The organism is Alishewanella sp. BS5-314, from assembly GCF_025377695.1.
Classification (GTDB): domain Bacteria; phylum Pseudomonadota; class Gammaproteobacteria; order Enterobacterales; family Alteromonadaceae; genus Alishewanella; species Alishewanella aestuarii.
This window is the reverse complement of record NZ_JACEHJ010000001.1, coordinates 201,884-215,622: the sequence shown is the minus strand read 5'-3', so window position 1 is coordinate 215,622 and position 13,739 is coordinate 201,884. Positions and strand designations below refer to the sequence as shown.

Below are 13,739 nucleotides of genomic sequence, written 5' to 3'. Positions count from 1 at the left end.
ATCTATCTGCAGGCCTTGTATTTTCTGGCTTGTACGGCTTTTTCCGGGCAAGACAACGCCTTTTAAATCTGTAATAATGCGTTTAAGGCCCTTTTATGGCCCACTTATAAATTTGTACCCGCCCGCATAAGAAGAGGACACGACAAAATGACTGCTGATATTCAGGTAACCAGAGCGCTGTTTGACGAAGTAATGGTGCCCAACTACGCCCCGGCAAAATTGATCCCGGTAAAAGGTCAGGGCGCCCGCGTCTGGGATCAGGAAGGTCGTGAGTATATTGATTTTGCCGGCGGTATTGCAGTAAGCAGCCTCGGCCATTGTCATCCGGCACTGGTTAATGCACTGAAAACCCAGGCCGATAAGTTATGGCATCTGAGCAACGTGCTGACGAACGAACCTGCGCTGCGGTTAGCGAAGAAACTGGTTGAGCAGACCTTTGCCGAAAAAGTCTATTTCTGTAACTCTGGTGCTGAAGCGAACGAAGCGGCCTTTAAACTGGCCCGGCGCTGGGCACTGGATACCCATGGTGAGCATAAGAACGAAATTATCTCTTTCGCTAAGAGCTTCCATGGCCGGACGTTTTTTACCGTAACTGTGGGTGGTCAGGCATCCTACTCCGATGGTTTTGGTCCTAAGCCAGGCGCGGTATTACATGCAGAATTTAATAATCTGGATAGTGTTAAAGCGCTGATTTCCGATAAAACCTGTGCCATCGTGGTGGAACCGATCCAGGGCGAAGGCGGTATTATCCCGGCGACGGCTGAGTTTCTGCAGGGATTACGCCAGCTGTGTGATCAGCATAACGCCCTGTTGGTGATGGACGAAGTACAAACCGGCGTTGGCCGTACCGGTAAGCTATACGCCTATATGAACTATGGTGTAACGCCGGATATCCTGACCAGTGCCAAATCTTTAGGCGGTGGCTTCCCGGTGGGGGCTATGCTAACTACCACTGCTATTGCTGCTCATCTGAAAGTCGGTACCCATGGCAGTACCTATGGTGGTAATCCGCTGGCCTGTGCTGTTGCTGAAGCGGCGATTGATACTATCAACACCGCGGAAGTATTAAGCGGCGTACTGAAGAACGAACAGGTCTTCCGTGAATGTCTGCAAGCCATCAATGAAAAGTACCAGGTGTTTACCGAGGTGCGTGGCAAAGGCATGTTGTTGGGTGCGGTGTTAAATGAAAAGTACAAAGGACGGTCACGTGATTTCTTCCTGGCCGCGGCCGAGCAGGGCTTATTTGCGCTGGTTGCCGGCACCGAGGTGGTGCGTTTTGCGCCATCACTGGTGATCACTGAAGAAGAGATCCGCGAAGGTATGCGCCGCTTTGAAGCCGCGGTGCAGCAAGTTACTGCCGCCTGATCTGACAGGCTCCAAAGGTGACACTAAGAGCACCGGAGCCGGCAACCTCGTTTGCCATAACCATATTACTTTAAAGCAAGCAAAATGACTCATGGTACAACAGCGGCTATCCAGCGGGATGCCGCTCTGACCATGGGATAAAGCAAAAATGGAGTAAGCGACCATGATGTTAATTCGCCCGATCCGAGCGAATGATTACCCGGCGCTGTATCAGATGGCAGTGGAGTCCGGTCACGGCTTTACGTCGCTGCCGGTGAATGAAGAGCTGTTGATGCGCAAAATCAGCCGCTCGGAGGCGTCTTTTGCCAAGACGGTCTCTGCCCCGGGGGATGAAGGCTATCTGTTTGTATTGGAAGACAGTACGACCGGTCAGATCTGTGGTACCAGTGCTCTGGAAGCCGCGGTCGGTCTGGATGACGCCTTCTACCATTATCATTTGGGTAAGGTAGTGCATAGCTCCCGCTCGTTGGGAGTCTACAAAACAGTAGATATTCTGACGTTGTGTAACGATTACACTGGCGTCAGTGAACTCTGCACGCTGTTTCTGCGCACCCCTTTTAGGCAGAAGCATAATGGTCGTTTGTTATCGAAAATGCGTTTTTTGTTCCTGGCCGAGTTTCGGCAGCGCTTTGCAGATAAGGTGATCGCGGAGTTACGCGGTGTGTCCGATCAGCAGGGTAATTCACCGTTCTGGCAATGGTTGCAGGAAAACTTTTTTGCGCTGGACTTCCCAACCGCAGACTATCTGACCGGTATTGGTCAGAAAGAGTTTATTGCCGAGCTGATGCCTAAGTATCCGATCTATGTCAGTTTACTTAGCAAGGCAGCGCAACAGGTGATTGGTAAGGTCCATGAGCAAACCCGGCCGGCGCTGGCGTTACTGGAGTCGGAAGGCTTTGCCTGCCGTGGCTATGTCGATATTTTTGATGCCGGTCCGACGGTAGAAGCCCGGGTAGAGCAGATCCGTACGGTCAGAGACAGTAAACGTTATCTGGTAAAGATTGGCGCTGTGGCCGCCGGCGAACCCTGTTTAATCAGCAACACGTCGTTGAGCGGTTTTCGGGCATCCTGGGCTGAGTTGAATTTAGCGCCGGAGCAGGAACATATCATGATCCCGCCAGCCCTGGCGACAGCACTGAATGTGGCTGCCGGTGACTGGGTGCGGGTGAGCAAAATTTAACACAGGAGTAGCAGATGAACCAGGCAGTGCAGTTTATTAATGGTCAATGGCTGGCCGGTACCGGTAAACCGATGCAATCTATCGATCCGGCTAAGAATCAGCTGATCTGGCAAGGGCAGGCCGCCAGCAGTGAACAGGTGGCAGCCGCGGTCGCCGCTGCGCGTGAAGCCCAATATAGCTGGGCGGATCTGAGTTTCGAACAACGGGTTAGTGTGGTAAAGCGCTTTGCCGAGCTGTTGAATCAACATAAAGAAGCCCTGGCCGCCTGTATCGCTGAAGATACCGGTAAGGCGCTGTGGGAAAGCCGCACTGAAGTGACGGCGATGATCGGTAAAATCGATATTTCGGTACGGGCCTATGAAGAGCGCACCGGCGTAAAAGAAAACCCGATGCCGCAGGGGCGTGCCTTTGTGCGCCATAAGCCGCACGGCGTAGTTGCCGTATTCGGCCCCTATAATTTCCCGGGACACTTACCAAACGGTCATATCGTACCTGCGCTGTTAGCGGGTAATACCGTGGTATTTAAACCCTCTGAGCTGACCCCGAAAGTGGCCGAGCTGACGGTAAAAATTTGGCAGGAAGCCGGTATCCCGGCCGGGGTGATCAACCTGGTGCAAGGTGAAGTGGATACCGGTAAGGCACTGGCCAGTGATGATGGCATCGACGGCCTGTTTTTTACCGGTAGCTCCCGCACCGGTCACTATCTGCACCAGCAGTTTGCCGGCCGGCCGGAGAAAATTCTGGCGCTGGAAATGGGTGGCAATAACCCGCTGTTGGTAAAGGATGTCGCTAATATCGATGCGGCAGTACATGACATTATTCAATCAGCCTTTATTACCTCTGGCCAGCGTTGTACCTGCGCCCGTAAGCTTTATCTGCCGGCAAATGCCGAAGGTGATGCGATTCTGGCGCGGTTACTGGATGTCAGTAGCAAGATCCAGGTTGGTGAGTACGATGCGCAGCCTCAACCCTTTATGGGATCGATGATTTCGGTGGCTGCGGCGCAAAGTATGCTGAAGGCTCAGCAGCAATTAGTCGCCCTAGGCGGTAAGATACTGCTGGAGTTAACACAGCTGGATCCGGCTAAAGCCTTGGTTACACCTGGTATTATCGAATGCTCAGACATCACTGAGTTCCCGGACGAAGAGCACTTTGGCCCGCTGTTAAAAGTATTCCGCTTCACTGACTTTGATCAGGCCATTGCCGCCGCGAATCACACCAGCTTCGGTCTGTCGGCAGGCTTACTCAGCGATAGCTATGAGCTGTATCAACACTTCTACAAGCGGATCCGCGCCGGCATCGTTAACTGGAACCGGCCTATTACCGGTGCCAGCTCGGCGGCGCCCTTTGGCGGTATTGGTAAGAGCGGTAATCACCGTGCCAGTGCTTACTATGCGGCGGATTATTGCGCTTATCCGGTCGCGTCAGTGGAGCTGGAGCAGGTGGTGTTACCTGAACAGTTGTCACCTGGCCTGGTGTTTTAATACAAAATAAATCGGAGCTGCGGCTCCGATTTGTTTTCCGGGCAAATATTTGCTTAAATGATTGAAATCCTTTCGCTGTTCGGGCAAGTTATCCGGCAGTCGCTTCTCAATCAGTGGTGCACAGGTAGGCTATGGTTATTGATAAACCCGGTTATGAACACCTGATCCAGTTCTTAACGGAACATCTGTCGTTGTTTACTGCGACAGGTCCTGCTGCGCCGGCCAATAAAACGATTGGTGTACTACTGGAAGAGAAGATTGCAGAACAAATCATTACCCTCTGTACCCAACACACTGAACTGGAAACCAACCACCGCTCACTGATTATCCGTGAGGTCGATGGCATTATGTATGATTTTCAGGAGATCCTGTCTTCCGTGCTGGATAAGCCGGCCACACAGGACCAGCAAGATCTGATTAACGAAATTGCCTTGCTAATTAAAAATCTGTTTGATAACGCTATTGCCGCCCTGTTTGATTAGGGCGCGTTAAGCGCGGCAACAGCCCCCTGCAAAGCTCAAACTGCTTTAAATCTGACCACGCAGCCTCAGTGCGGCTGATAATTTTACTGGCGACTTAACCGAGTTTTCCGTAGAATACCCAGCCTTATTTTTGAGCTGAGACAGTCTGATGGAAGCAACCGTAAGCTGGGTGAATAATCTGACCTTTCTGGGGCGTTCAGGTAGCGGCCACGCTGTGGTTTTTGATGCCGATCGTGACAGCAATACCGCGCCCACGCCAATGGAAATGCTGCTGATGTCGGCCGGAGCCTGCTCCTCGGTTGATGTGGTGGGTATTTTGCAAAAAGCACGGCAACAGGTCCGGCATTGCGAGGTGCAACTGTCTGCGGAGCGCGCAGAAACCGTGCCTAAGGTGTTCACCACGCTGCATTTGCATTTTGTGGTCACCGGCACCGACTTAAGCGAAAAGCAGGTAGAGCGGGCGGTTAATCTGTCGGCAGAAAAGTACTGCTCAGTTTCGATTATGCTGGCACAGAGTGTCAAGGTAACGCATTCGTTCAGTGTTAAACAGGCTGAATGATTAGGATGACTGTAAGGTCAGGCTGAAAGTTAACTGCGGCGTCTGGTGCGTCGTTAGCGGAGAGCAAAGAAATTGGTTAAGCCTTTTGAAAAACTGAAACTGCATGGTTTTAATAACCTGACCAAAAGTTTAAGTTTTAGTCTGTACGATATCTGTTATGCCAAAACCGAACAGCATCGGCAGGAATATATTGAATATATTGATGAGCAGTATAATGCGGATCGCCTGACAGATATTCTGACTGAAGTGGTCGATATCATCGGCGCCAATATATTGAATATCGCCCGGCAGGACTATGATCCACAAGGTGCCAGCGTGACTATCCTGGTTAGCGAAGAGCCGGTGCTGGTTGACCCTGATAATTCAGAGAACCCGGGGCCACGGCCTGATGCGGTGGTGGCACATCTGGATAAGAGCCATATCTGTGTTCACACCTATCCGGAAGTGCACCCACATGATGGTATCTGTACTTTCCGTGCTGACATTGAGGTGTCAACCTGCGGTATTATTTCGCCGTTAAAAGCGCTGAATTTCCTGATCCATAGTTTTGAGTCCGACGTGGTCACCATTGATTACCGGGTACGGGGTTTTACCCGTGATGTCAGTGGTACTAAACACTATATCGACCACCCGATTACCTCAATCCAGAATTTTATGGATGAGGATACGAAGAAAGCTTTCCAGATGATTGACGTTAACGTTTATCAGGAAAACCTGTTCCATACCAAGATGATGCTAAAAGAAGGTGATTTAAACAATTACCTGTTCGGTATGGGTACCGATTCGATGACGCCGGAAGAGCAGAAACTGATCTCGAAAAAAGTATTCCGCGAAATTAAAGAGATTTTCTACGGCCGTAACCTGCCGGAAATAAAATAAGCGTCACCACGGACAGTCACACAGCCAGCCTTATGCTGGCTGTGTTGTTTTTGCGACCCGAAGGCTCAGATATTAACTTCAGATATTAAATAATGAGGCCTGACCGCGGGCATCCCGTCGTTTTAGCATCAGCGCTTCAATCAGTGGCGTCAGGATCAGCTCCATCGCCAGCCCCATCTTACCACCAGGCACCACCAGCGTATTAACCCGTGACATAAAGGCACCGTCAATCATCTGCAAATAATAGGGAAAGTCGACATGCTTGATACCGCGAAAGCGGATCACCACAAAGCTTTCGTCCAGCGAAGGGATATCTTTAGCACTGAAAGGATTCGAAGTATCGACCGTCGGCACGCGCTGAAAGTTAATATGGGTGCGCGAGAACTGTGGCGTAATATGATTAAAATAGTCTTCCATGCTACGGACTATACTGGCCTGCACCGCCTCGCGGCTATGGCCGCGCTCTGAGGTGTCACGGATAATTTTCTGGATCCACTCCAGATTGACGATAGGCACCATCCCAATCAGCAAATCGACATGCTGGGCGACATTATGTTGTTCCGTCACTGCCGCACCATGCAAGCCTTCGTAAAACAGCAGATCGGTATTTGGCCGCAGGTCCTGCCAGGGCGTAAAGGTACCGGGCAATTGGTTATAGGGCACGGCTTCGTCAAAGGTATGTAAATAATGACGGATCCGGCCGGTGCCATTTTCGGCGTAACTGGCAAAAAAGTTTTCCAGGGCGCCAAAGTCATTGGCTTCCGGACCAAAATAGCTGATATAGCGGCCTTCTTCCTTCGCTTTACGGATCGCGACATCCATTTCCGGCCGGCTGTAACGATGAAAACAATCACCTTCAACAAAGGCGGCATCAATACCCAGAGTGCGGAAAATATGTTTAAAGGCATTGCTGGTGGTGGTGGTGCCAGCGCCAGAGGAGCCGGTCACGGCAATGATAGGATTTTTATGCGACATAACACTTACCAGAAGCTGAATTAAAAGTACCTTAGCGGATCCGCAGGGCTTTACGCAACCCACCTTTTTGTTGATCCGAAATGGCTGGCTTAAGTACAAGCTGGTATTACCCGGAATTTAATAGGAGAACTTCACATGTCTGGCATCTTAATGCCGTTGTTTTTGATTGCCATTTTACCTTATCTGGCCAAACTGCCCCTGGTCTGGGCTATGCATCGCGCCGGTGGCTACGACAATCATTATCCGCGTCAGCAACAAAGCCAACTCAGTGATTTTGGTCAGCGTTGTACTGCGGCGCATTACAATAGCTTTGAGGCGCTGGCGTTCTTTAGTGTGGCCGTGCTGATGGTGCTGGCGGTCGGGCAGGTTACGCCACTGATGCAACTGCTGGCCTGGAGTTTTGTCGGTTGTCGAGTCGGCTATCTGCTTTGTTACTGGCTGAACTGGGCAACATTGCGCAGTCTGATCTGGCTGGCGTCGATGGCCAGTGCCATCAGCTTGATGCTGCTGGCACTGGCAAGGCTTTAAAAGCGAAAGGTCGCTAAAATCGGATCGTGGTCGGATGAACGATATGGGTTTGGCGCAAACAGTTGCTCACGCTGACTGGCGGGTTTAAAACGGGTGCTGTAATCCAGCAGCACAGGCTCATCGGCGTTAATCGGCCAATGTGTAAAGCTAACCATCTTTTCTGCCAGCGCCGGTGTCGTTAACAAGTGGTCCAGTGAGCCGCTCTGTCCTCTGAATACAAAGGAATAGGACGCTGCCTTACCATCATCCAGATATTGCCAGCCTTGTTGTTCAAACCAGCGGATCGGATCTTCCTGCCGGTAGGCATTAAAATCACCCATAATCACCTGATATGCCGTGGTCACCCCGGTTGGGGTAGTCGCTAACCACTGATGTAGCGCCGTTGCTGCCTCAACCCGGGCGGCATTCCAGCAGGCCTGGCCATCGCCCTGATCGCGCTGTGTGGCGTAATCGGCGTTACCTGTTCTCGGACAGCTGCCTTTTGACTTAAAGTGGTTTATCGCCACCGTCACCACCTGCTCTGATGCGTGATGCCGGAAGCTTTGTGCAACCGGTGGCCGATGCAAGCGGGTAAAGGGCGCGGCAGTTTGGCTGGCCGCCTGACCCACTGCTGTTACCCGGCTGGCCCGATAAAACAGGCCAACTTTGATATCGTCGCTGCCCGGTGCATCGGCAAGTACCACCTGCTGGTAGGGCTCGTTGCTGCGTGCATTTAAGGCGGCTAACAGGGTGGCGCTGGCACTGCCCTCGGTATAGCCATTATTCTCCAGCTCCAGTAAGCCGATAATATCGGCATCCAGTGCCAGCAGGGCTTCCACCAACTTGGCTTGCTGGCGCGCTAACTCTGCTGCATTACGGGCACCACGCCGGGTTGGGAAGGCATTTTCCTGGCCATGGCCGGTAAAGAAATTCAGCACGTTATAGCTGGCGATACGTAACTCATCTGCTGCGGTTTTATTCGGTGCAGCCGGCCTTGGGTTCGTTGTGATAAAGCTGGGTTTTGCCGTTGGTAGCAAGCGGTAACCGCGTTCATCCTGGTGAAGGATCCCTTCAATATTCAGTACCTGATCACCGACCCGTAAACTGTTATAAGCACTGAGGCCAGTGTCCGGGTAAGGCAGCGGGTCCGGATTTTGCTGATAACGGCCGTCATCAAGCAAAATACTGCGTCTGTCATTTTCTGCTGCCAGTTGCTGGGCAGCGGCACCTGGTGTTGCCACCTGCGTCGGTACCATCAGTCGCTGGTCGGCCAGCATAATTTCACCATAGCGCCCCAGATTATAGCTGTCAGTCACTACCAGTGGCTGCTCGATCCGCAGCCACATCCCCTCGTAAGCTTCCCAACTTAGCTCGGCTGGCAAGGGGAGAGTCAGACTCAGCGGCGCCAGCTCGGCCTGACCGCAATCACTTAGTACCTCAACATCGATCAGGCTGGTCAGCTGCTCGACTTCGGCTACAGTGCCGCGCACACTTAACAGCTGGCCGGCCTGGTACTGTTCGGCGTTATTCAGCGCGACAAAGATACCTTCGGCCGTCAGCGGGTCCTGATCCGGTACCTGACTTTGCAGCATCAGACCGGGCATAGGGCCATCAGCATAGACGACGCCCAGCACGACGCCCTGAATACTGACCTGCTGGCCGAGGAGCGGGCTTTCTATTCCACTGCCCTGAACCTGCGCGATACTATGTGATGTCGCTTCGCAGCTAACAGGTGCCTGCTGACAGGCCGTTAACACAAGCAGGCTAGCCAGGCTAAGCCATAACGATTTTTTCATGTTGCAATCCCGATAAAAAAAGGTGCCGCAGCACCTTTTATAGGTTTTGTAAGGGTTATTTTTGCTGTTCGCGCGCGACTGCCCGGTAACCGATGTCGGTACGATAATACAGTTGCTCCCAGCTAATCGCGCCAGCCAGTGTATAGGCGGCTTGTTGCGCGGCGGTGACAGTCTCACCCAGCGCCGTAGCACAGAGTACCCGACCACCGTTAGTCAGCACCTGACCATCTTTCAGCTCAGTGCCAGCATGAAACACTTTGCCCGGTAACAGCGCAGCTTGCTCCAGGCCGCCGATCACCTTACCTTTGGCATAGGTATCCGGATAGCCACCTGCGGCCAGTACCACGCCTACTGCGGCCTGTGGACTGAACTCCAATTGCATCTGGTCCAGTTTACCGTCCACGGCAGCCTGACACAGTGCTACCAGATCGGATTGCAGCCGCAGCATGATCGGTTGGGTTTCCGGATCGCCAAAGCGGCAGTTAAATTCCAGTACCTTTGCCGAGCCATCCGGCGCAATCATCAGGCCGGCATACAGAAAGCCGGTAAAGACATTACCCTCGGCCGCCATGCCGCGGACCGTTGGATAAATCACCTGTTGCATTACCCAGTCATGCACTTCAGCTGTCACCACCGGAGCCGGTGAATAGGCACCCATACCGCCGGTATTCGGACCCTTATCTGCATTATCGCGTGCCTTATGATCCTGCGACGAGGCAAAGGCCAGCGCATGTTGACCATCGACCATCACGATAAAGGAGGCTTCTTCACCGGTCAGGAATTCTTCAATCACTACCCGGCTACCAGCATCACCAAACTTATTACCACTGAGCATATCTTCGATGGCAGCGAAAGCTTCAGCTTCGGTTTGGGCGATAATCACGCCCTTACCGGCAGCCAGACCGTCGGCCTTAATCACGATAGGCGTGCCTAAACGGCGAACATAGTCTTTGGCGGCTTCGATCTCTGTAAAGTTCTGGTAGGCGGCGGTTGGGATCCGGTGCCGTGCTAAAAAGTCTTTCGCGAAGACTTTAGAGCTTTCCAGCTGGGCGGCAGCGCGGGTTGGGCCAAAAATCGCCAGGCCGGCAGCACGGAATTGATCTACCACACCTTTTGCCAGCGGTGCTTCCGGCCCAACAATAGTGAGGCCGATCTGCTCTTGCTGTGCAAAGGCCAGCAGGGCATCGACATCGTCTGCGGCGATGGCCACGTTCTGCAAATTGCTTTCCAGGGCCGTACCGGCATTACCCGGTGCCACGAACACCTGAGTTACCAGAGGCGATTGTGCCGCTTTCCAGGCCAGAGCATGTTCGCGGCCGCCGCCACCTATTACCATTACTTTCATTAGTTTTTCCGTTTTAGTCAGGACGCCCAGCGATCAGGGCGTTGCAGGTTTCCGAAACTTTAAGGTCATACGGTCACTTTCACCGATGGCCAGATATTTATCCCGATCCTGTTCACCCAGCCGCAGGGTTGGGGGCAGAGTCCAGACACCACCCGGATGATCGGCAGTATCTTTCGGGTTAGCATTAATCTCACTACGGGCTTCCAGCGTAAAGCCAGCTTGTTCCGCCAGTTTAATGGTCAGGCTCTCTGGCATATAGCCACTGCGGGTCCAATCAGTATCCAGCTGGGTTTCCGGCAACCGATGTTCGACAATACCCAGCACGCCACCGGGCTTTAACGCTGTGTAAAAGTGAGCAAAGGCCGTTAGCATTGCCTCTTCACCACCGGCCATATACCAGTTATGTAAATTGCGGAACGTCAGTACGACATCGGCACTGCCTGCCGGGGCAATTTCAATCCCGGGGCGTGGTGCAAACTCGGTTAGCTTTACCTTGCTATAGGCTGGATTAGCAGAGAGCTTTTCCACAAAGGCCTGCCGGCTGCGTTGGCCATAGCCTTCGGCGCTGGCCGGAAAGTGGGCGGCGTAATACACCCCTTGCTCCGCGAGCAGCGGCGCCAGAATTTCGGTATACCAGCCACCACCGGGGGAGATTTCAACCACTGTGGCTTGCGGGGTAACGTCGAAAAACTGCAGGGTGGGTAGCGGGTTGCGGTATTGATCGCGCGCCATATTGGCGGCAGAACGCAGTGGATTATTACTGACTGCCTGCTCCAGGCTGGCTATTGGGGTGGTCGCGACCACCGCAGATGACAGTAACAGGCTGCTTAATAGCAGGCTAGGGCGACTCAGAACTCGGCTCAGTTGGGTTAACATCAACAGCTCCTTCAAAAAGTGGCGATAGTTTAGCAAAGCAACCGCCGAAATGCAGCGGCTTTTGGCAATGGCTTGCTTCTGATTGTTTGGGTGGCTAGACTGCTAAATTTCAATCTACAACCCCGGTTGGCTATGTTAGAATAGCCGACCTTTTTAGTGCAGGTCGCTCTATGTTAGATCAGATTAAAGTCGTATTAGTGGGTACGACGCATACCGGGAATATTGGTTCGGTCGCCCGGGCGATGAAAACCATGGGCTTATCACAGCTGTGTCTGGTCGCGCCGAAGACGGCACCGGATGGTCAGGCCTATGCGCTGGCGGCCGGTGCCAGTGAAATTCTGGCGGCGGCACAAACCTATGACACCCTGGAACAAGCCATTGCCGATTGTGCGCTGGTTGTTGGCAGTAGTGCCCGCTCCCGCACTCTGAGCTGGCCAATGCTATCCAGCCGCGAATGCGGTATCAAAGCCGTGCAGCAAGCGACGACCGCACCGGTGGCGCTGGTATTTGGCCGTGAAAGCAATGGTCTGAGCAACGAAGAATTACAACTTTGTCATTATCATGTTTGTATTGATGCCAATCCGGAATACAGCTCATTAAATCTGGCGATGGCGGTACAAATTTTCTGCTACGAAGTACGGATGGCTTATCTGGCAGCGCGCGAGGCGACGCCGGAAGCCGACAATACTGCCTATCCGACCTCGTTGCAGATGGAAAACTTTTTCCAGCACCTGGAAACGGCACTGACGCATACCGGCTTTATTATTAAGCAGCATCCGGGTGTGGTGATGACTAAGCTGCGTCGGTTATTCACCCGGGCGCGACCGGAAGAAGCTGAGTATAATATTTTGCGCGGTATTCTGACCTCGATGTTGCGCTTGGAAAAAGTGGATCAGACTACTCACAAGGAGTAATTGGCATGTTTTCCGGTATCAAAGAAGATATTCGCAGTGTATTTGATCGCGATCCGGCGGCGCGCAGTACTTTTGAGGTATTAACCACCTATCCTGGTTTGCATGCTATCTGGCTGCATCGCTTAAGCCATAAATTATGGCAAGCCAACTGGAAATGGCTGGCCCGCTGGTTAAGTACCATTGGTCGCTGGTTAACCGGGGTGGAGATCCATCCCGGCGCGCGGATTGGCCGCCGTTTTTTTATCGATCATGGCATGGGAGTGGTGATTGGGGAAACCGCTGAAATTGGCGATGACTGCACCCTGTATCACGGCGTGACGCTGGGTGGTACCAGCTGGAGCCCGGGCAAACGCCATCCTACCCTGGGGAAAGGCGTGGTGATTGGCGCCGGTGCCAAGGTGCTGGGGCCCTTATATGTTGGCGAAAATGCCCGTATCGGCTCGAATGCGGTGGTGGTAAAAGATGTGCCGGCCGGCGCTACCGTTATTGGCATCCCGGGGCGGGTCGTGGCGAAAGCCGATGCCGAAACCTCAGCGCAGCGGCAGCAGATGGCGAAAAAGTTTGGCTTTGATGCTTATGCCGTCTCGGCTGATAACCCGGATCCGGTTGCCAATGCTATCGGTAGTTTGCTGGATCATATTCATTTTCTGGATAACAAGGTCACCGAGCTGTGTCAGAGCGTCAATCAGCTGGGGGGCAATGTCTGTTCTGAGTTGCCGCAGGTGAAGATTGACGAAGCCGAATTTAAGCTGGCAGAGCAACGCGCTGCTGAGCAGCGGCGTAAAGAAGACGAGAGCGCCAGTGCCTAATACCTGACTGTTTTAGTCAGGTTTATACTTGACTAAAATAGTCAGGAATGTACAATAGCAGCATTCTGCAACAGGAGTTGACTATGCGTTTAACCTCCAAAGGCCGCTATGCTGTTACCGCCATGCTTGATGTGGCACTACATGCCGTAAAAGGCCCGGTACCCCTGGCTGATATCTCGGAGCGGCAAGGTATTTCCTTGTCTTACCTTGAGCAATTATTTGCCCGCCTTCGCAAGCAGGGTTTAGTCAGCAGTGTGCGTGGCCCGGGTGGTGGCTATCAACTGGGTCTGCCGGCGGCGGCGATTTCCGTGTCTGCGGTTATTGCTGCAGTAGATGAGTCGGTCGATGCCACCCGTTGTCAGGGCAAATCAGATTGTCATGGCGGTGCCCGCTGTCTGACCCACACCTTGTGGAGCAATCTGAGCCATCGAATTGAAGACTTCCTGACCAATATCAGCCTTGAAGAGCTGGTTAATCAGGAAGAAGTGCGGCAAACCGCTTTGCAACAAAGCCGTAAAGTTAAGAATCCGGCAACGGATATTGAAGTCAGCTGTCAGCTATAAGCGCA

The 13,739-nt window shown here is 52.8% G+C and carries 14 protein-coding genes; 10 read left to right on the top strand and 4 right to left on the bottom strand.

Going from position 1 to position 13,739, the window contains the following annotated elements:
- Positions 1 to 147 precede the first annotated feature (147 nt).
- The 6 genes from H1D31_RS00995 (at position 148) to speD (ending at position 5,949) form a co-directional block, all read left to right on the top strand.
- On the top strand, positions 148 to 1,365 hold the full coding sequence (locus H1D31_RS00995) for an aspartate aminotransferase family protein (RefSeq protein ID WP_008608997.1): 1,218 nt from the start codon (positions 148 to 150) through the stop codon (positions 1,363 to 1,365).
- A 163-nt stretch (positions 1,366 to 1,528) separates the two neighbouring features.
- A complete protein-coding gene (gene astA, locus H1D31_RS00990) occupies positions 1,529 to 2,545 on the top strand; it encodes an arginine N-succinyltransferase (protein WP_008608996.1) in 1,017 nt (338 codons plus the stop codon).
- Positions 2,546 to 2,559: 14 nt separating this feature from the next.
- Entirely contained in the window at positions 2,560 to 4,029 is a 1,470-nt protein-coding gene (gene astD, locus H1D31_RS00985) for a succinylglutamate-semialdehyde dehydrogenase (RefSeq protein WP_008608995.1), read from the top strand.
- Positions 4,030 to 4,160: 131 nt separating this feature from the next.
- On the top strand, positions 4,161 to 4,511 hold the full coding sequence (locus H1D31_RS00980) for a DUF3802 family protein (protein ID WP_008608994.1): 351 nt from the start codon (positions 4,161 to 4,163) through the stop codon (positions 4,509 to 4,511).
- 148 nt (positions 4,512 to 4,659) lie between these two features.
- Complete coding sequence (locus tag H1D31_RS00975) at positions 4,660 to 5,070, top strand: OsmC family protein (RefSeq protein ID WP_008608993.1); 411 nt, start codon at positions 4,660 to 4,662, stop codon at positions 5,068 to 5,070.
- Between the two features lie 72 nt (positions 5,071 to 5,142).
- Entirely contained in the window at positions 5,143 to 5,949 is an 807-nt protein-coding gene (speD, locus tag H1D31_RS00970; protein ID WP_008608992.1) for an adenosylmethionine decarboxylase, read from the top strand.
- 78 nt (positions 5,950 to 6,027) lie between these two features.
- Here the strand turns inward: speD and H1D31_RS00965 are convergent, their stop codons facing one another.
- Positions 6,028 to 6,924, bottom strand: coding sequence for a phosphoribulokinase (locus tag H1D31_RS00965; RefSeq protein WP_261255224.1), 897 nt, complete (start codon positions 6,922 to 6,924; stop codon positions 6,028 to 6,030).
- 135 nt (positions 6,925 to 7,059) lie between these two features.
- On the opposite strand from H1D31_RS00965, the gene H1D31_RS00960 reads away from it, so the two are divergent.
- The gene (locus H1D31_RS00960; RefSeq protein ID WP_261255223.1) at positions 7,060 to 7,452 is read left to right on the top strand and encodes an MAPEG family protein; all 393 of its coding nucleotides are present in this window, start codon (positions 7,060 to 7,062) and stop codon (positions 7,450 to 7,452) included.
- Here the strand turns inward: H1D31_RS00960 and H1D31_RS00955 are convergent.
- Genes H1D31_RS00955 through H1D31_RS00945 form a run of 3 tightly spaced genes read right to left on the bottom strand, consistent with a single transcriptional unit; the run spans position 7,449 to position 11,448 of the window.
- Entirely contained in the window at positions 7,449 to 9,227 is a 1,779-nt protein-coding gene (locus H1D31_RS00955; protein WP_261255222.1) for an ExeM/NucH family extracellular endonuclease, read from the bottom strand. The genes H1D31_RS00960 and H1D31_RS00955 overlap by 4 nt on opposite strands.
- 55 nt (positions 9,228 to 9,282) lie before the next feature.
- Positions 9,283 to 10,572, bottom strand: coding sequence for a phosphoribosylamine--glycine ligase (gene purD, locus H1D31_RS00950; protein ID WP_261255221.1), 1,290 nt, complete (start codon positions 10,570 to 10,572; stop codon positions 9,283 to 9,285).
- Between the two features lie 33 nt (positions 10,573 to 10,605).
- The gene (locus H1D31_RS00945) at positions 10,606 to 11,448 is read right to left on the bottom strand and encodes a class I SAM-dependent methyltransferase (protein WP_261255220.1); all 843 of its coding nucleotides are present in this window, start codon (positions 11,446 to 11,448) and stop codon (positions 10,606 to 10,608) included.
- Positions 11,449 to 11,618: 170 nt separating this feature from the next.
- Between H1D31_RS00945 and trmJ the strand changes: the two genes are divergently transcribed.
- The 3 genes from trmJ (at position 11,619) to iscR (ending at position 13,734) form a co-directional block, all read left to right on the top strand.
- Positions 11,619 to 12,362, top strand: coding sequence for a tRNA (cytosine(32)/uridine(32)-2'-O)-methyltransferase TrmJ (trmJ, locus tag H1D31_RS00940; protein WP_261255219.1), 744 nt, complete (start codon positions 11,619 to 11,621; stop codon positions 12,360 to 12,362).
- A 5-nt stretch (positions 12,363 to 12,367) separates the two neighbouring features.
- On the top strand, positions 12,368 to 13,171 hold the full coding sequence (gene cysE / locus H1D31_RS00935) for a serine O-acetyltransferase (RefSeq protein WP_261255218.1): 804 nt from the start codon (positions 12,368 to 12,370) through the stop codon (positions 13,169 to 13,171).
- 83 nt (positions 13,172 to 13,254) lie between these two features.
- A complete protein-coding gene (iscR, locus tag H1D31_RS00930; protein WP_008608983.1) occupies positions 13,255 to 13,734 on the top strand; it encodes a Fe-S cluster assembly transcriptional regulator IscR in 480 nt (159 codons plus the stop codon).
- The last annotated feature ends 5 nt before the right edge of the window (positions 13,735 to 13,739 follow it).

What these genes read in the sequence shown, in the direction of transcription:
- H1D31_RS00975 (WP_008608993.1), top strand. Translation starts at nt 4,660, where the DNA reads ATGGAAGCAACCGTAAGCTGGGTGAATAATCTGACCTTTCTGGGGCGT.
- trmJ (WP_261255219.1), top strand. Translation starts at nt 11,619, where the DNA reads ATGTTAGATCAGATTAAAGTCGTATTAGTGGGTACGACGCATACCGGG.
- iscR (WP_008608983.1), top strand. Translation starts at nt 13,255, where the DNA reads ATGCGTTTAACCTCCAAAGGCCGCTATGCTGTTACCGCCATGCTTGAT.
- H1D31_RS00995 (WP_008608997.1), top strand. Translation starts at nt 148, where the DNA reads ATGACTGCTGATATTCAGGTAACCAGAGCGCTGTTTGACGAAGTAATG.
- H1D31_RS00955 (WP_261255222.1), bottom strand. Translation starts at nt 9,227, where the DNA reads ATGAAAAAATCGTTATGGCTTAGCCTGGCTAGCCTGCTTGTGTTAACG.
- astD (WP_008608995.1), top strand. Translation starts at nt 2,560, where the DNA reads ATGAACCAGGCAGTGCAGTTTATTAATGGTCAATGGCTGGCCGGTACC.
- purD (WP_261255221.1), bottom strand. Translation starts at nt 10,572, where the DNA reads ATGAAAGTAATGGTAATAGGTGGCGGCGGCCGCGAACATGCTCTGGCC.
- H1D31_RS00965 (WP_261255224.1), bottom strand. Translation starts at nt 6,924, where the DNA reads ATGTCGCATAAAAATCCTATCATTGCCGTGACCGGCTCCTCTGGCGCT.
- astA (WP_008608996.1), top strand. Translation starts at nt 1,529, where the DNA reads ATGATGTTAATTCGCCCGATCCGAGCGAATGATTACCCGGCGCTGTAT.
- H1D31_RS00945 (WP_261255220.1), bottom strand. Translation starts at nt 11,448, where the DNA reads ATGTTAACCCAACTGAGCCGAGTTCTGAGTCGCCCTAGCCTGCTATTA.
- H1D31_RS00960 (WP_261255223.1), top strand. Translation starts at nt 7,060, where the DNA reads ATGTCTGGCATCTTAATGCCGTTGTTTTTGATTGCCATTTTACCTTAT.
- cysE (WP_261255218.1), top strand. Translation starts at nt 12,368, where the DNA reads ATGTTTTCCGGTATCAAAGAAGATATTCGCAGTGTATTTGATCGCGAT.
- H1D31_RS00980 (WP_008608994.1), top strand. Translation starts at nt 4,161, where the DNA reads ATGGTTATTGATAAACCCGGTTATGAACACCTGATCCAGTTCTTAACG.